The organism is Acinetobacter sp. Z1 (genome assembly GCF_024296945.1).
Lineage (GTDB): Bacteria > Pseudomonadota > Gammaproteobacteria > Pseudomonadales > Moraxellaceae > Acinetobacter > Acinetobacter beijerinckii.
This window is the reverse complement of sequence record NZ_CP101115.1, coordinates 2,191,822-2,209,559: the sequence shown is the minus strand read 5'-3', so window position 1 is coordinate 2,209,559 and position 17,738 is coordinate 2,191,822. Positions and strand designations below refer to the sequence as shown.

Below are 17,738 nucleotides of genomic sequence, written 5' to 3'. Positions count from 1 at the left end.
ATTTTCAGACAAGAAGCTTAGCTTCTTGTCTTTCATATGAGCTTTTAATAAATTTAGAGAAAAATGGAATTTTACTTCTATAAAATACTAGGAAAGGGTTATCTAAAAACGCTCTTTTTTATCCCAAATGTTTATATTATTTTAGGGATTTCGACTTTTGTTCATGCTGAGGTTGTTGTTCCTGATAGTGGAACAATTACCAAGCAGCTAGGTCAAGAATCTTTCAAATCGCATGTAAAAGATGATCAAAAGTATTTTGATGTTGATATTACACAACAAAATTATAGTCGAGATCAAACTCCGATTTGGGTGGGTAAGGTTCAGATTGAAGGTAATCATCAGATTAAGACTGAACTTCTGTATGATTTAGTTCATCATTTAGAAAATAAAAATAATGTTCTTGCTGACTTACAACTAGCAACAGATGAGATCACTCACTTCTATAAAAAACAAGGTTACTTCTTAGCAAAAGCATATTTACCGAAACAAAAACTAGAAAATGGGGTATTAATTATCAGGGTGTTAGAAGGTCAATTAGGCAAAGTTATCTTAAATAACCAATCAAGTATTCAAGATGAAATTATTTATCGTTATACAAATCGAATTCCAGTCAATCAAGCATTGCAGCAACATCAGGCGAATAAAACTTTATTACTGATTTCGGATGTACCTAGTGTTGGGCAAATTCAAGCAAATTTACAAGCTGGGGAACAAATAGGACAAACAGATCTGGTATTAGATATACTTGGCCAGAAAGCTATTTCAGGTAGAGTCGGAGTTGATAATGGGGGAAGTAGTTATACGGGGCAATATCGTTTTTCAGGATATTTAGAAAGTAATGGATTTATTGGATATGGAGAAAAAATTTCTGCTCAAATACTCAGTAGTGATCAGAACTTGGTTTTAGGAAACATAAATGCACAATTCCCAATCACTGGAAATGGCTTAAGTCTAGGGGGGGGGTATAGTAGAACTGAATATGAATTAGGTGAGCAGTTTGAATTACTTGAAGTAAAAGGGACTTCTGAAAACTATAATTTACATTTTATTTATCCACTGATTCGAAGTCAGAAAACGAATCTTAATTTGAAATTATCATTTGAAGAAAGAAAGCTCTTCGATGAGATTGCTGCAACAGATACCGAAACATTAAAAAAAATAGGCGCAAGTCGTATTACATTCAACTTCTCTCGCTTAGATGAATGGGGTATAGGAAATGTAAAAGGTGGTATTAATCAGCTACAGTTTATTACCACATTTGGTCATTTAAATATCAAAAGTCCTTCAGCTTTAAATATTGATCGCTTATCAGCAAAATCACAGGGCAATTTTCATAAATATGAGTGGAAGCTTTCTAGACAACAACGTTTGGGTGCATCATCATGGTTTACTGGAGAATTATATGGACAATTATCTTCTAAGAATTTAGATTCTGCCGAAAAATTTTCATTTTATCAAATGCGTGCTTATCCCGCTGCGGAAGGTCTTGGTGATCAAGGTTGGGGAGCATCAACAAATTTTTATTATCAACTTTCTCCCTTTGTAAATACATTTTTATTTCAAGATATTGGGCGCATTCAACACAATAAAAAAGTTTACTTAAATGAAAAAAACAATCGATCTTTAGCTAGTACAGGAATTGGCTTGGGAGGCAGCTATAAGTATTGGGATTATAATTTGACTCTAGCATGGAGGAATACATCAACTGCTAAAAGTGATAATGATAAGAATCCTCGTTTCGCATTTCAAGTTGGTTGGAGGTTTTAAAAATGGATTTTAATTCAAAGGATATTTAGATCGTTAGATAAGAATAGGTTCCGCTGCTAATTTTTCTGCCAAATATTGAATGAAGACACTGAGTTTTGGGGGAACATGACGGGTGGGTGGGTAGAGTAACCATGCGCCGCCACTGTAATGGGTCTTAAAATGCCAATCAGGTAAGACCTGAACCAGTGTGCCTTGCTCTAAAGCATGTCGAGCCACGAAGTAAGGCAAACTGGCAATGCCTAAATGTTGTAAAGCGGCACTGAGACGCACGCCTGTATGATTCGCAGCATAACGACCGCGGACAGCAACAGTAATGGATTTCTGTTCTTGCTGGAATTTCCATTTAGAATCATTCGGTTGTTCGCCCAAATAGATACATTGATGCTGTTTTAAGTCGTGTGGATGCTGTGGTATGCCATTTTTCTGCAAATATTCAGGCGTGGCACAGATTAAATGATCAATATCAATTAGTTTTCGCCCCATCAAGCCACCCGGTGGTTGTTCGGTAATGCGAATCGCTAGATCTACACCATCATCAATCAAGTCAATATAGCGGTCTTCCAATAGCAATTGAATATCAATTTTTGGATACAGTGCCAAGAATTCGGGTAGATGCGGATGTAGCATAAAATGCCCAACAGCTTTGGGCACACTGATCCGAATAATACCCTGTGGTTCAATATGAAACTGACCTGAGCTTTCCATCACCGCTTGTGCGGCATTGACCATGTCGACACAGCGTTCATAGACCTGTTGACCACTTTCACTTAAGCGCAGTTTACGGGTCGTGCGATGCAATAAACGTGTACCTAAAGCTCGTTCTAAACGGGCAATCGCACGGCTCACAGCAGATGGGGTTGAACCGAGTTGTCGTGCTGTTTCAGAAAAGCTTTCGGTTTCGACAACTTTGACAAAGGTTGCCATTTCATTTAACAGAACTAGACTTTGATTTGTGCTCATGAAGCAAAAGTTATTTGGATTGTGATTGGATTATCGCGCTTTAAAAATCGCAATACAATCTTTTTCCTGTAGTCATGATGGAGATAAATCAAATGTGGCAGTTGTATGGACATGAGTTTCTGGCCTTGGCATTGATCCATTTTATGGCAGTCGTTTTACCGGGTCCTGATTTTATTATTACAGTACGACAAAGTGTTCGATATGGCTATTTGATTGGTTGTATCACTGCAATCGGCATTGGTGTCGGCATTTCGGTGCATGTGTTTTATACCTTGGTGGGTGTTGGCGTGCTGATCCAGCAAAGTGTCTGGTTAATGTCGGTATTACGCATAGCTGGAGCGGCTTATTTGATTTATTTGGGCTGGCAATGTTTACGTAGTCAACCGAATGCCAATCTGGATATTTTGGCAGGTGAGGTGATGGGTAAACCGAGTTTAATCCAAGCCTTTAATATGGGATTTCTAACCAATGCGCTGAACCCCAAAGCGACAGTTTTCTTTCTGGCGATTTTTACTACCATTGTTAGCCCGACCACACCGTTAAAGATTCAAATTGGTTATGGCATCTGGATGTGTCTAGTCAATGCTGTGTGGTTTATTTTGGTCAGCATTTTGTTTGCTCAGCCAGTTGTACGGAAACGCTTTTTAGAGTTTGGGGTGTATTTTGAGCGGGTAATGGGGGTTATTCTCGGTGTAGTTGCAATACGATTGATTTGGAGTGTTGCATTTGCCTGAACATAAAAAAGACTGCGCTGAGGCAGTCTTTTTTATTAGAGAGGGGTTAGGAACTTAGTTTGTTTCTGGCCAGTTGATGTAAGACTGACACCAGCAAATCAATTTCTTCCGTGGTGTTATAAAACGCCAAAGAAGGGCGTACAGTCTGTTCTACACCAAAACGACGTAAGATCGGCTGAGCGCAATGATGTCCTGAACGTACTGCAATCCCATGTTGATTCAGTGCTTTACCCACTTGCTCTGTCGAATAACCTTCAAGGGTAAAGGACATGACACTGGCTTTGTTTTTCGCCGTGCCAATCGGTCTCAAACCTGCGACACTGCTTAACGCATGCTGACCATATTCCAGTAAGTCATGTTCATAGCGAGCAATATTATGAATGCCAAGGCGCTCAACATATTCCAAAGCAGCACCTAAACCCACCGCATCAGCAATATTACCTGTTCCTGCTTCAAACTTATTTGGGGCAGGTTGGTAAACCACTTGTTCAAAGCTCACATCCTGAATCATATTACCGCCGCCTTCCCAAACGGGCATGGTTTCCAGAATTTCAGGTTTGGCATAGACTGCACCAATACCTGTTGGCCCAAAAACTTTATGCCCTGAGAACACAAAGAAGTCGGTATCAATCGCTTGAACATCGGTTGGCATATGCGAAACAGACTGAGCTCCATCGACCAAGACTCGCACACTTTTGGCATGCGCGATTTTGATCACCTCAGCGACGGGTGTCACCGTACCTAAGGCGTTGGACACTTGGGTAATAGAGATCAGTTTGGTGCGTTCATTGATCAGTTTTGGCAGTTCTTCCAAAATGATTTGGCCAGTATCATCCACTGGAATGACACGGAGTTTGGCACCGACTTTTTTGGTGAGTTGAAACCACGGTACGATATTGGCGTGATGTTCAAGATGCGAAACAATAATTTCATCACCTTCACCAATATTCTGCTCACCCCACGTCTTGGCAATCAGGTTAATCCCTTCAGTCGTACCACGTACAAAAATGATTTCTTTGGATGATTTTGCTCCAATAAAACGAGCCACCACATTACGTGCATGTTCATAGGCATCGGTTGCACGTGCTGCCAGCTCATGTGCGGCACGATGAATATTGGAATTTTCGTGCTGATAAAAATAGGCAATGCGATCAATCACGCTTTGTGGTTTCTGCGTGGTCGCTGCATTATCAAACCAAACCAAAGGACGGCCATTGACGCGTTCTTTCAGAATGGGGAAGTCACGACGAATCGCTTGAATATCCAAAGGTTGAGCGGCATTGGCTACAAACTGCGGTTGTGAAGCTTGGTAATTGCCATAACCCGTATTGCTTTGTGGTAAATCTAAAAAGTAGAAGCCTGTTGAGGTAGGGCTTTTTGGGGGGGCTGAACTTGGCTGATCTTGCTGCAACAAGCTTTTTAGTGCATCGCCGTGTGGTAATTGAAATGATTGTGCAGTAGCAAAACTGGCAGCATCAAATTCAGAGCTTGATGTGCTGGGGGCTGCAAAATCATTTAAAAAATAAAATGGTGAAACCTCGCTTGTAGATGGACGAGAAGGTTCAACCAAAGGCACATTCGGTGCACTATGAATCGCCTGTGGAAAATTTGGTTCAATTGGCGGGCGAGGCAAGTTCGCCCCACCGACCACGGGTGCAGAGGCAATGGCACGACGTTCAGGATAATCAGGATAGTTTGGAATATGCTCAGGATATTCAGGATTCAAACTTTTTTCATAGGCAATATTTGGCGCACGTCCACTTAACGCTGCTAAAGGTTCAGCGGGCTGAGGTTGATGTGGCGGTGTACCGACATTGGGCAAGTCCAAATTCAAACCAGACGGATGGCCACTGCCTGAACTTGGCAGCGCAGCAAAAAATTCAGAGGCAAGTCTTGAAAGTGTTGCTTCATCTGGGAAGTTGGACGGTGGGCTAACACCGACCACTTCAGAACCCGTCGGACTACCGTGTACATTACTTGTAGATAACTGGGTAGTCATGATACTTGTCCACCTCCACATCTTCGAGTACAGCCAACGCATCCTCAGTCAATACCGCCAATGAGCAGTATAATGAGATCAGATAAGACGCAATCGCATTGCGGTTGATGCCCATGAAGCGTACAGAAAGGCCAGGAGATTGTTCACCTGCCAAGCCCGGTTGGAATAATCCCACTACACCTTGGCGTTTTTCACCCACACGCAGTAACAAGATTTTGGTTTTACCATCTTCCACAGGAATCTTATTCGATGGAATCAGCGGTACACCACGCCATGTAATGAACTGTGAACCGAATAAACTGACTGTTGGAGGTGGCACGCCACGACGGGTACATTCACGACCGAATGCAGCAATGGCATCTGGATGTGCCAAGAAGAAACCAGGTTCTTTCCAGACCTTACGCAATAAATCATCAAAGTCATCTGGTGTAGGAGGACCATTTAAAGTTGAGATACGTTGGTCATCTGCCACGCTTGCCAATAAACCATATTCAGGGTTATTGATCAGCTCGCTTTCTTGACGTTCTTTAATGGTTTCAATGGTTAAGCGTAATTGTTCTTTAATTTGATCGTGTGGACTGCTGTAGAGATCGGCAACACGAGTATGAATATCTAAAACGGTAGAAACACCATTTAAGAAATATTCACGTGGTTGCGCATCATAATCCACAAAAGTTTGTGGCAAAGTAGCTTCATCACGTTGTGTGCACGCGACTTGGATATCGTCGGTATTGCTGACACGGTTAACACGATAAATACCTGCTTCAACAGGAATCCATTGCAATAAATGTGTGAGCCAACGTGGAGTAATGGTCGAAAGTTGTGGAACGGTCTTGGTTGCATTGGCAAGCTGTCTTGCTGCATGATCACCAAGTGCAAGTTGAACTTTATCGTTGGTTTTTGCCATGAATAAATTTTCCTATTGTGTTTGGCTTTGTTGATAAAATTGTTTTATTTAAATAATGCTCAATGAGTTATTTAATAAATCTAAAATAATTGAAGTTAGTAAATTATTAATATGAGATAAAACTTATTTATTACTCATAAGAATATAGTTGTGAAAAATAAATATATTGAGCATGTAAGATATTTATTATTTAAAATAAATAAATGCCTTTTAATAAGGTTCTATTAAACTTTATTGCTATATATAAATTCACTTGGTGATTGTAAAATTTGACTACCTGCTGCCACGCTATGAGTTAGCCAAACATTGCCTCCAATAATTGAACCTTTACCAATCGTGATATGACCTAAAATGGTCGCGCCTGCATAAATCACCACTTGATCTTCCACAATTGGGTGACGAGCATAATCTTTCTTCAAGGCACCATCATCGGTTAGCTCGAAACGCTTCGCGCCTAGAGTAACTGCTTGATAAATCCGCACATATTCACCAATCACCGAAGTTTCTCCAATCACTACGCCAGTTCCATGATCGATAAAAAAACCTTTGCCAATTTTCGCGCCAGGATGGATATCAATTCCTGTTGCAGAATGTGCTAATTCGGAAATAATTCGAGAGAGTAAAGGAACGCTTGGGTAGAGCTGATGTGCTATGCGATGGTATATAATCGCGAAAATACCGGGATAACAAAGTAAGACTTCATCCACGCTATGCGCTGCGGGATCACCTTCATAAGCCGCACAGACATCAGCATCTAATAAGCGTCGAATGTCGGGTAGGGTATTGGCAAAATCTTGTACAATTGTTTGAGCTAGTATGATTTGTTGTTCGTAGAGCAGACGTTCGTTATTTGAAACTGGTATGGGCTTAACATGGCTTTTAGCTTCATAATTTAATGCAAGCTTAACTTGTGAAAGTAACTCGCTGAGCACACGGTCAATTGTATAGGCAATATAATAATCTTCAGTTTCTTGTTTTAAGTCACTAGGACCAAGTCGCATTGGAAATAAAATGCCGCATAAATCATCTAAAATTGATTTAAGAGATTCTTTCGAAGGCAGCTCACGCCCACCAAATTCTTTAATTCGATGTTGTTGTTCTCTCCATTCATGTCGTGCAAGTTGCAAACCTTCAATGACAGGTTGTATTTTCCATTGGCTCATGCGTTTTCCTTGCGAATTAAATTAAAAAGAGTCTTCAAATTTGATTTTTATTTAACTTTAATCTTGTACCCAAGGTAGGTGATGTATACGCCAGCCGTTGGTTTGATTGCGTTGTTGTTGCTCGTTCAAATCACCTTCAAAGCCTTCAAGAACGTTATAAACTTGCGCAAAGCCTGAACTAAATGCAGCCGTTGCAGCTAAGGCAGAACGTTTGCAACTGCGACATAAAAGTAAAATGGTTTTATCTTTGCCAATTTTGCTATCCAACTCTTTTAGGAATCTTGGATTTCGATTAAAGCTCGTGCCAGTAGCCCAAGCGATGTGAATACTTTCAGGAACATAACCTACAAACACACGCTCTTCGTTGGTACGTACATCGACTAAAACAGCTAGACCTTGCTCAACCAAATACCAAGCATCTGTGGGTGGTATGCTTCCAGTAAAATCGAGTTCATTTTCCTCAGCATAATGTTGAGCACGTTGTAATATTTCTAGTGGATTTTTTGATAAACCATCAGTAGCAGAGCTGGATTCTACAGTTTGGGTAGAATCAAATTGAGCATTCATTTTTATGACCTTTAATACAGCTTTGGAATATTTTTATCTTATTTATATTTTTAAATGCTGTGAAATAATCAAAATTTATTTATATATCTAAATAAGATAAATAAGCGAACCATTTAAATAAATTATGAATATATAAATTTATTATGAACTTTTAAAATGCTTTCGAAATGATATAACGGGGCATGATTTGATTTTGTTTTAGATCACTTTGTTTCTAAAATAATTTGGCATTTCAATTGGGAGGAATATTGAAAATATTTTAAAGCTTCGCTCAGAGATGAGTTGCAGAAAATGATTTTATAAGGTGTCGAATTTGAAAAACAACATGTTAAACTAGGCTACTTGTCTTTTAGTACACATGATTTTCTCTATGTTTCAACAAGAAATCTCTCAACTCAACCTACAACAATTCAAAGCAGGTGAGAAACGCTGGATTGGTTCCTTACTCGGATCTTCCGCAGCATTATTATTCAAAGAAATTGCGACTCAAAGTTCAAATCTTTATATGATTGTAGCGAGAAATAATCAACATCTCGCACAACTCGAAAGTGAGCTTGAGTTTTATGGCATCAAACCCATCATTTTTCCCGATTGGGAAATTCTACCTTATGACCGTTTATCTCCTCATCAAGACATTGTTTCCGAACGGTTATCCATTTTATCGAGTATGCCTCAAAAAGGTATTTTACTGATTTCTGCCAGCACATTGGCACAACGTGTTGCACCATACGCTTGGGTTGTTGGTGAGCACTTTGATATTAAAGTTGGACAAAGACTTGATTTAGAATCGCAAAAAAAGCAATTGGTTCAAGCGGGCTATCGTTTAGTGGATACCGTTTATGATCATGGTGAATTTGCAGTTCGTGGCAGTATCATGGATATTTTTGCTTCTGGACAAAATGAACCCATTCGGATTGATTTATTTGATGATGAGATCGAGAGTTTAAAATTCTTTGACCCTGAAACACAAAGAACCACTGAATCCTTAAAAAATTTCACCGTTTTGCCTGCTAAAGAGTTTCCTTTGAAAGAGGGGCGATCAATTTTTAGAGATCGTTACGCAGAAAGCTTTCCGACTGCAAACCCAAAGAAAAATCCAATTTACCAAGATGTACTAGAAGGAATTGCCACACCTGGTTTGGAATTTTATCTGCCTTTGTTCTTTGATAAGAGTTTGATGGAAGCACAAAGTATATTCACTACGTACTTACCAAAGAATTGCGTTGTCATTACAAATAACGAAGTTGAAGATGAATTAATTAACTTTTGGAAAGAAGTGGTAAGACGTTATGAAGATCGCCGTCATAACATAGATCAACCTATTCTTCCGCCAGAAGATTTGTTTTTAATGCCGAATCATATATTACAAGCATTAAATCAATTTCCTAGAATTATCGCGTCAGCTGAAATATTTGATCAGAAAGCTGGGGTTTTGAATCTTTCTGCTGAACAGCCACCCAAACTTGCAGTTGATCCTAAAAAACCTCAACCTTTCGAAGCGGTTAAACAATATATCGATCAAGCCCAGCATCCAGTTCTGTTAGTCGCGGAAAGTGCTGGTCGTCGCGAAACGTTAAAAGATGCTTTACGTTCAGTATTGGGCGATATTCAAAATGTTGAAAGTTTTGCTAAGTTTCAATCTGAAAAATTACAAGTTGCCATTACCAGCGCGCCTCTAGACAGGGGTTTGTTGCTGAGTCATCAGCTTTCAGTTATTTCTGAAAATCAACTCTATGAACACCGCGTAGTACAACGCCGTCGCAAGCGTCAACAAGACGTATCCGAAGAGTTTTTAATCCGTAGTTTGACTGAACTCAATATTGGCGCACCTGTTGTTCATATTGATCATGGTGTTGGTCGTTATGCAGGATTAATTACTTTAGAAATAGATCAACAAGATCATGAATTTTTGCAGCTAGATTATGCAGATGGTGCAAAAGTTTATGTGCCTGTGACCAACTTGCATCTGATCAGTCGTTATAGTGGCGGTGATCCAGATCTTGCCCCATTACATAAGCTCGGAACGGACACTTGGAGTAAAGCAAAACGTAAAGCATTAGAACAAATTCATGATGTAGCAGCAGAATTATTACATATCCAAGCACGTCGTCAGTCTAAGCCCGGCTTCGCATTTGAACTTGACCATACAGGTTATATGCAGTTTTCGAGTGGTTTTGCTTATGAGGAAACCTTAGACCAAGCAAATGCAATTGAAGCTACATTACACGATATGCAATTGGCTAAACCAATGGATCGTTTGGTGTGTGGCGATGTTGGTTTTGGTAAAACAGAAGTTGCAATGCGAGCCGCTTTTGTTGCTGTGCAAAATAATAAACAAGTTGCGGTTTTAGTGCCGACCACCTTATTAGCCCAACAACATTTTGAGTCATTTAAAGATCGATTTGCTGATACAGCAGTACGTATTGAGGTGCTTTCTCGTTTTGGTAGCAATAAAACGCATCTGAAAATCATTGAAGATTTGGCTAAAGGTAAAGTAGATATTGTTGTCGGCACACATAAAATTTTGCAAGAAAATATACAATTCAAAAATCTTGGTTTAATGATTGTAGATGAAGAACATCGTTTTGGTGTTCGAGATAAAGAGCGAATCAAAGCCCTTCGAGCAGATGTTGATATGCTGACTTTAACGGCTACGCCAATTCCGCGTACCTTAAATATGGCTTTTTCTGGAATGCGTGATTTATCGATTATCGCAACACCTCCTGCACGCCGTTTGGCAGTAAAAACTTTTGTTCAAGAGCATACTGATGATTCAGTCAAAGAGGCGATTCTTCGAGAGTTATTACGTGGTGGGCAGGTTTATTTACTTCATAATGAAGTTGATACGATTGAACGCGCTGCCGAAACTATTCGAAATTTAGTTCCTGAAGCACGTGTTGCTGTTGCACATGGTCAAATGCGAGAACGTGAACTCGAACAAGTCATGCAACAGTTCTATCATAAAGAATACAATGTATTGGTGTGCTCAACGATTATTGAAACAGGTATTGATGTACCAAATGCCAATACAATTATTATTGAGCGGGCAGATAAATTAGGACTTGCACAGTTGCATCAATTACGTGGTCGTGTCGGACGTTCACATCACCAAGCTTATGCGTATTTATTAGTGCCATCACTTAAACATTTAAAAGGTGATGCAGAAAAACGTTTGGATGCAATTCAACGTGCTTCAACTTTGGGTGCGGGTTTTATGTTGGCAACCGAAGACTTGGAAATACGTGGAGCAGGCGAGTTATTGGGTGAGCAACAAAGTGGTTCGATGCAAGCGATTGGATATAGTTTGTATATGGAAATGCTTGAAAAAGCGACCAAAGCTATTCAAAAAGGCAAAACACCAAACTTTGATGCACCATTGTCATTGACTGCTGAAATTAGTTTGCATATGCCAGCATTAATTCCAGATGATTATTTGGGTGATGTACACCAACGTTTATTGTTCTATAAGCGTATTAGTAATACCGATAGTCAAGAAAAGCTTGATAACATTCGAATGGAGTTGATTGATCGTTTTGGAATACCACCACAACCAGTAAAACAATTGTTTAGTGTTCATCAAGTTCGTTTGAGAGCCGAGCAGCTCGGTATTACTAAGATAGATATGAACAGTAATGGTGGTTATGTCGAATTCGCACCTGATACCCCTGTGCAGGCGATCAGTATCATTCAACTTATGCAAAAAAATCCAACCCATTACAGGATGGAAGGTGGTCAGCGTCTTAAGGTGACGGTGCAATTAGCGGAATACGATAAACGAATTCAGTTCATCAATGATCTTTTAAATAAGCTATTAGCTGAGTTGAAAAGTTAGTTGAAAAGTGAATTTTTGCTGCATAAATGAGCATGTGTAATGCTTTGAAATTGAAGAATCATCTTTTGGTCAGATGTATGCAGAATAAATGAGGAAAATCATTGTTATTTGTAATCAAACAGGTTACTAATAATATTCACATCAAAACTGATGTGGTAGTATTGATCATCATTATTTTGCATCATTTATAAAGATATGTTTAGTTTGCATCCACAACTTGCTCAAGATACATTTTTTGTAGGCGACTTTCCGCTTTCAACATGTCGTTTAATGAATGATATGCAATTTCCTTGGTTGATACTTGTACCTCGTGTACCTGGTATCACAGAGTTATATGAACTCAGCCAAGCAGATCAAGAACAGTTCTTGCGCGAATCAAGCTGGTTATCTAGTCAATTAGCGCGAGTTTTTCGTGCGGATAAGATGAATGTTGCAGCATTGGGGAATATGGTTCCTCAGTTACATTTTCATCATGTTGTACGTTATCAAAATGATGTTGCATGGCCTAAGCCAGTTTGGGGAACACCTGCAGTGCCATATAGTAATGATGTGTTGGCTCATATGCGTCAAACATTAATGCTTGCATTACGTGGTCAAGGTGATATGCCTTTCGATTGGCGTATGGACTAATTCACTCAGTAAAATAAAAACATCTTCTATAATAAGAAAGGAGGATAGAGTGCCACTAGATAGGTTAATTGATAAAGAACCTAGGCAGTTCGCATACTTCCATCGTTTGATGGGATATTCGATTCTGTCACTTATTTTGGTAATTTATACATTTACCTCTTCGAGTGCTAGCTATCAACTTTATATCCTTCCTTTATTATTAGTTTATTTTCTATTTTGTCCTCGATTGGAAAAGTGGCTGCAATATAAGTTTGATAAAAATACTGAAAAAAATGTTCTTTTTGCTTGTGAAGCAGTCATTGTTGCAATTGTTCTCTCGGGTATACATCTTAGTTTAGTTCCTACGTTTACCATTCTATTCGCTTTACTCTATGTCGGTTTAAATAACAAAATCACCTTACCAATTTCCTGTCTTATTGGTCTTATCGGTGTTTTAACATTCTATTTCTGTACCTATTTCCTATTTGGTGCGGAAGAATACTTTGAACCAACCAATCCAGAGCTAACAGTGGTTAGCTTACTAGGGTTGATGATGTTTATTGTGATTGGTAATTACTACCAACATCGTCGTTTAGATATCTTAGGACAACAGCGTCAGCATTATCATAATCAAATGACGCGATATATTGCTTTTGCGAATCAATTAAGTCGCTACGCGCCCTTACAGTTATGGCAATCTATTATGCGTGGCGAAGCTGAAGCTAAAATTGAATATAAACGTAAAAAACTCACCATATTCTTTTCAGATATTCAAGGTTTCACCGAATTATCAGAAACACTTATTCCAGATGATTTAGCATTTCTGCTTAATGATTATCTGAGTCACATGACTGAGATTGCTAAGCAATACGAAGCGACTGTTGATAAATTCATGGGTGATGCCATTCTTATTTTCTTCGGAGATCCAAACTCGCAAGGTGTAGAGCCAGATGCGAAATCTTGTGTAGAAATGGCCATTGCTATGCGTCAGCAAATGAAATTGCTACGTGAACGTTGGAAGAAAATGGGTTATCCAGCTTTGCATATTCGTATGGGGATTAGTACGGGTTATTGTCACGTCGGCAATTATGGTGCTTCACATCGTATGGCTTATACAATTGTAGGGCGTGATGTAAACTTGGCTGCTCGATTACAATCCGCGGCAGAAGTGGATGAAATCTTAATTGCTGATGATACACATCAACTGATTAAAAATGAGTTTTTATGTGTTCCTAAAGTACCTATTTATTTAAAAGGTATACAAGGGCCTGTGAAAACTTGGCAAGTGATGGAAAAATTCACGGGTAAAAAGTCGGATACGCAAAAATGGTTCGACTTTGAATACAAGGGTTTTCACTTGGTGTTGAATCTTGAAGAGGTTCAGAATTATGAATATCCTGAGTTGGTTGAAATCTTAGAGAAAATGATTCAAAGAATTAAGACTCAACAAAAAATTACGAATGCACAAGGCATCCCGCGACTTACCTTAGATGATGAAGTGAAACAAACATAACTTATCAGTTATTACAGTCATAAAAAAACTCCTCTTAAAAGAGGAGTTTTTGATTTGGAAATAGATTAATGATTCTCTGAAGCGTGGTTAATGGTGTATTTAGGAATTTCAATTTCTAAATCTTCATCAACAATTTTAACTTGGCATGAAAGGCGAGAATCAGGCTCTAAACCCCATGCACGATCAAGTAAATCTGCTTCAACGTCATTCATTTCTTCAAGACTATCAAAACCTCTGCGCACGACCACATGGCATGTTGTACATGCAGCAGACATGTCGCAAGCATGTTCAATTTTAATACCTTGTTTTAATAAACTTTGGCATAAATTGGCGTTTTGTTCGACTTCAAATTCTGCCCCTTCAGGACAGATTTGTGCATGAGGAAGAACTTTAATACGTGGCATATTGATCACCTATACCTTTAATTTGAGTTAGACCAATCTTCAAGTTTTGTACCCTTCAAGGCATGGTCAATATGTCGATTCATACGCAGTGCAGCAAATGCATCGCTGTGAATTTTAAGTTGTTGAACGGCATGCTCAATTGCTTCAAGCTCATTGGTTTTTAGACGTGCTTTAAGTGCTTCTGCTGCTAAAATTAAATCTCTAGCTTGTTGCTGAGAGAGTAAATCAGTGTCAGCTTTTAAGGCTTGTTCCAATGCTTCTAATTCGCGTTGTGCTTCAACCTTAGTTTCTTGCAAATGACGAAGCTGTTTATCTTCTTCAGCATGTTTGAAACCTTCGACCAATAAGCGTTCTGTATCTGTTTCTGACAATCCATAAGATGGTTTGATATCAATTTGTGCTTGAACACCAGAGGTTGTTTCTTTGGCAGATACAGTGAGTAGACCATCAGCATCAACTTGGAACGTCACTTCAATACGTGCTTGACCCGCGGTCATAGGAGGAATGCCGTGTAAAACAAAACGACCTAATGATCGGCAATGTTCAACTAAATCGCGTTCACCTTGAACTACATGAATCAACATCGCTGTTTGACCATCTTGATATGTAGTAAATTCTTGACGACGAGCAACAGGAATCGCTGTATTACGTGAAATTAAACGTTCAACCAAACCGCCCATCGTTTCTAAACCAAGAGAAAGAGGCGTAACATCAAGCAGCAATGAACCATCTTGGCTATTACCAATCAATTGGTTGGCAGTGATTGAGGCACCAATAGCAACTACTTCATCTGGATTGATGGTGCATAATGGTTCACGTTCAAATAATTCACGTACAGCTTTTTGTACTGCATATGAACGTGTTGAACCACCAACTAAAACGACATGTTCAATATCATCTAGTTCTAATTTGGCATCACGTAATACGCGTTTACATACGCTCATCGTTTTATCAAGTGCAACCTGAATGATTGATTCAAATGTTGAACGATCTAAGGTTAAAAGATTGTCGAGTAATTTTAACTCAGCAGACTGATGTTCAGTTAAATACTCTTTTGCTTGACGAGCAGCAATGATAAAAACAGCGTATTCTTCATCGCTTAGAGTATCGATATTGAGTTGTTTTTTTGCCCATTTAACAATTAGACGATCAAGATCATCACCACCTAGAGCCGTATGACCACCCGTCGCTAGAACTTCAAAAACACCTTCTGAGAATCGTAAAATTGACACATCAAAAGTACCACCACCTAAATCATAAATCACATAATTACGATCAGTGCTAAGGTTAGTCTCTTGATCTAATCCATAAGCAACAGCAGCAGCAGTAGGTTCATTGAGCAATCGTAAAACATTTAAGCCTGCAAGTTGAGCTGCGTCTCGAGTTGCTTGACGTTGGGCTTCATCAAAATATGCAGGAACTGTAATGACTGCGCCATTTACAGGATTGTTCAAACTTGTTTCTGCTCGGTCTTTTAATTGTTTTAAAATTTCAGCAGAAATTTCGACTGGTGTTTTACGTCCTGCGGCGGTTTCAAACGCAGGCATTTCATTTTCAGCACCTATAAGCGTATATGGATGCTGAAATTTAATATCTGCTTGTGAACGACCCATAAAGCGTTTAACAGAAACAATGGTATTTTTAGGATCTACCAACATAAAAGGTTTGGCTTCATAACCAAATGTGGTCACATCCTTGGCAAAATGAACAATAGAGGGCAACAACACTCTATCTTTATCATCTTGAAGAACTTTCGGTTTTCCCGATAGCACTGTCGCCACTAGAGAGTGGGTTGTCCCTAAGTCAATGCCAATCGCAATACGGTGCTGATGCGGGGCAGTCGCTTGACCTGGTTCAGCAATTTGCAAAAGTGCCATGCGTGAGATATCCCTTGGAAATAATTGGTAACAGCGGACTAAAAATCATCATCTAGATTGAAGCTATCGTCATCATCAAGCATGCGATCTTCAGCTTTTTCAATATCATTGACTACACGTTGGAAGAAACGTAACTTACGAACTGTATCACGTGCTTCAGCCCAATCTTCCTCAGAATAATCAATTTTAAATTCACGAATGAGACCATCAATCCATTGCTGAATTTCAACTTTCAATGTTTCAAGTTGTGTCGTAGAAGATGCCTCATCGAGTTGTTCACGCATTTCAAGTGCTGATTGCAAAAACTCAAAGTCGCTGATCGATTGGTCAAGATGATGATCTTGTTTTTTTAAGGCAAGCAGGTAGGCTGCACGACTATCAACTTGAGACAGTACTTTATAAGCCTGATTAATATTACTTGACTGGATCAAAGCTTGATTTTTATCGATGGCTTTATCTGGGTGATATTGCTGTTGCAAATTTAAAAATTGTTTCTTTAAAATTGCTAAATCTATATCGAGTGCTTCTGGTAGTTGGAACAACTCAAAATGATTCATGGGAGATGAATTCCGCTAGTGGTAAATACATCAAAACAGTGCGGAACACACTGTTTTGAAGAAAAAGAAAAAGGGAGTGGGTTAAACAGTAAAGGATTCACCGCAACCACATTCACCCTTTTGATTTGGGTTACTAAATTCAAAACCTTCATTGAGACCATTTTTGACATAGTCCATCTCCAAACCATCGAGATAAACTAAGCTTTTAGGGTCAACAAAAACTTTTACACCGAATTGTTCAAATATTTGATCATGTGAATCAACAGCGTCCACAAATTCAAGTACATAAGCCAATCCAGAACAACCCGAAGTTTTCACACCAACACGAATGCCTTCACCCTTACCACGATTTTGTAGGTAATTGCTGATGTGAGTCGCAGCATTTTCAGTTAAATGGATCATGAAAACTCCAATGTTTTTTCGGTAATCACACAGCTTTCGCTTTTTTGCCGCGATAGTCTTCAATCGCAGCTTTAATCGCATCTTCAGCCAATACAGAGCAGTGAACTTTTACTGGTGGAAGTGCAAGCTCAGTTGCAATGTCGATGTTCTTGATTGTTTGCGCTTCATCAAGGGTCTTGCCTTTCAACCACTCAGTTACAAGTGAGCTTGATGCAATTGCAGAACCACAACCATAAGTTTTAAAGCGTGCTTCTTCGATTACGCCATTATCGTCGACTTGAATCTGTAAGCGCATCACATCGCCACAAGCTGGTGCGCCGACCATACCTGTACCTACGTTTTCTGCATTCTTGTCTAATACGCCAACATTACGAGGGTTTTCGTAATGATCAATTACTTTTTCGCTATAAGCCATGTTGCTTCTCCAAAACTCGGGGTCAGCCTAAT

The 17,738-nt window shown here is 39.2% G+C and carries 15 protein-coding genes; 5 read left to right on the top strand and 10 right to left on the bottom strand.

The window, feature by feature from the left end:
- The first annotated feature begins 63 nt into the window (after positions 1-63).
- Positions 64-1,767 carry a ShlB/FhaC/HecB family hemolysin secretion/activation protein gene (locus NGC85_RS10295; RefSeq protein ID WP_254730869.1) on the top strand — a complete coding sequence of 568 codons (1,704 nt, stop codon included), beginning with the start codon at positions 64-66 and terminating at the stop codon, positions 1,765-1,767.
- Between the two features lie 33 nt (positions 1,768-1,800).
- Here NGC85_RS10295 and NGC85_RS10290 read toward each other — a convergent pair whose 3' ends face one another.
- On the bottom strand, positions 1,801-2,727 hold the full coding sequence (locus NGC85_RS10290; RefSeq protein WP_254730867.1) for a LysR family transcriptional regulator: 927 nt from the start codon (positions 2,725-2,727) through the stop codon (positions 1,801-1,803).
- 92 nt (positions 2,728-2,819) lie between these two features.
- Here NGC85_RS10290 and NGC85_RS10285 point away from each other — a divergent pair, with 92 nt between their 5' ends.
- Entirely contained in the window at positions 2,820-3,461 is a 642-nt protein-coding gene (locus tag NGC85_RS10285; RefSeq protein WP_254730865.1) for a LysE family translocator, read from the top strand.
- Between the two features lie 46 nt (positions 3,462-3,507).
- On the opposite strand, the gene NGC85_RS10280 is transcribed toward NGC85_RS10285, so the two are convergent.
- The 4 genes from NGC85_RS10280 to NGC85_RS10265 all read right to left on the bottom strand — a co-directional run bounded on the left by NGC85_RS10280 (position 3,508) and on the right by NGC85_RS10265 (position 8,097).
- On the bottom strand, positions 3,508-5,460 hold the full coding sequence (locus NGC85_RS10280; RefSeq protein WP_254730863.1) for a family 2A encapsulin nanocompartment cargo protein cysteine desulfurase: 1,953 nt from the start codon (positions 5,458-5,460) through the stop codon (positions 3,508-3,510).
- The gene (locus tag NGC85_RS10275; RefSeq protein WP_005053291.1) at positions 5,435-6,367 is read right to left on the bottom strand and encodes a family 2A encapsulin nanocompartment shell protein; all 933 of its coding nucleotides are present in this window, start codon (positions 6,365-6,367) and stop codon (positions 5,435-5,437) included. The genes NGC85_RS10280 and NGC85_RS10275 overlap by 26 nt, the downstream gene beginning before the upstream one ends.
- A 224-nt stretch (positions 6,368-6,591) precedes the next feature.
- Positions 6,592-7,530, bottom strand: coding sequence for a serine O-acetyltransferase EpsC (gene epsC, locus NGC85_RS10270; protein ID WP_254730861.1), 939 nt, complete (start codon positions 7,528-7,530; stop codon positions 6,592-6,594).
- A 57-nt stretch (positions 7,531-7,587) separates the two neighbouring features.
- Complete coding sequence (locus NGC85_RS10265) at positions 7,588-8,097, bottom strand: rhodanese-like domain-containing protein (protein ID WP_254730859.1); 510 nt, start codon at positions 8,095-8,097, stop codon at positions 7,588-7,590.
- A 370-nt stretch (positions 8,098-8,467) separates the two neighbouring features.
- On the opposite strand from NGC85_RS10265, the gene mfd reads away from it, so the two are divergent.
- From mfd to NGC85_RS10250, 3 genes are all read left to right on the top strand, one after another.
- Positions 8,468-11,929, top strand: coding sequence for a transcription-repair coupling factor (gene mfd, locus NGC85_RS10260; RefSeq protein ID WP_254730857.1), 3,462 nt, complete (start codon positions 8,468-8,470; stop codon positions 11,927-11,929).
- A 195-nt stretch (positions 11,930-12,124) separates the two neighbouring features.
- Positions 12,125-12,559 (top strand): HIT domain-containing protein, encoded by a 435-nt coding sequence (locus NGC85_RS10255; protein WP_005053297.1) that lies wholly within the window; start codon positions 12,125-12,127, stop codon positions 12,557-12,559.
- Positions 12,560-12,608: 49 nt separating this feature from the next.
- On the top strand, positions 12,609-14,051 hold the full coding sequence (locus tag NGC85_RS10250) for an adenylate/guanylate cyclase domain-containing protein (RefSeq protein WP_254730854.1): 1,443 nt from the start codon (positions 12,609-12,611) through the stop codon (positions 14,049-14,051).
- Between the two features lie 65 nt (positions 14,052-14,116).
- Here NGC85_RS10250 and fdx read toward each other — a convergent pair whose 3' ends face one another.
- From fdx to iscU, 5 genes are all read right to left on the bottom strand, one after another.
- A complete protein-coding gene (gene fdx, locus NGC85_RS10245) occupies positions 14,117-14,455 on the bottom strand; it encodes an ISC system 2Fe-2S type ferredoxin (protein WP_254730851.1) in 339 nt (112 codons plus the stop codon).
- Between the two features lie 17 nt (positions 14,456-14,472).
- Positions 14,473-16,332, bottom strand: coding sequence for a Fe-S protein assembly chaperone HscA (hscA, locus tag NGC85_RS10240; RefSeq protein ID WP_254730847.1), 1,860 nt, complete (start codon positions 16,330-16,332; stop codon positions 14,473-14,475).
- A gap of 38 nt (positions 16,333-16,370) precedes the next feature.
- Complete coding sequence (gene hscB / locus NGC85_RS10235; RefSeq protein WP_254730844.1) at positions 16,371-16,889, bottom strand: Fe-S protein assembly co-chaperone HscB; 519 nt, start codon at positions 16,887-16,889, stop codon at positions 16,371-16,373.
- Positions 16,890-16,970: 81 nt separating this feature from the next.
- On the bottom strand, positions 16,971-17,291 hold the full coding sequence (gene iscA, locus NGC85_RS10230) for an iron-sulfur cluster assembly protein IscA (RefSeq protein ID WP_005053304.1): 321 nt from the start codon (positions 17,289-17,291) through the stop codon (positions 16,971-16,973).
- Positions 17,292-17,316: 25 nt separating this feature from the next.
- Positions 17,317-17,706 carry a Fe-S cluster assembly scaffold IscU gene (gene iscU, locus NGC85_RS10225; RefSeq protein WP_005053305.1) on the bottom strand — a complete coding sequence of 130 codons (390 nt, stop codon included), beginning with the start codon at positions 17,704-17,706 and terminating at the stop codon, positions 17,317-17,319.
- Positions 17,707-17,738 lie beyond the last annotated feature (32 nt).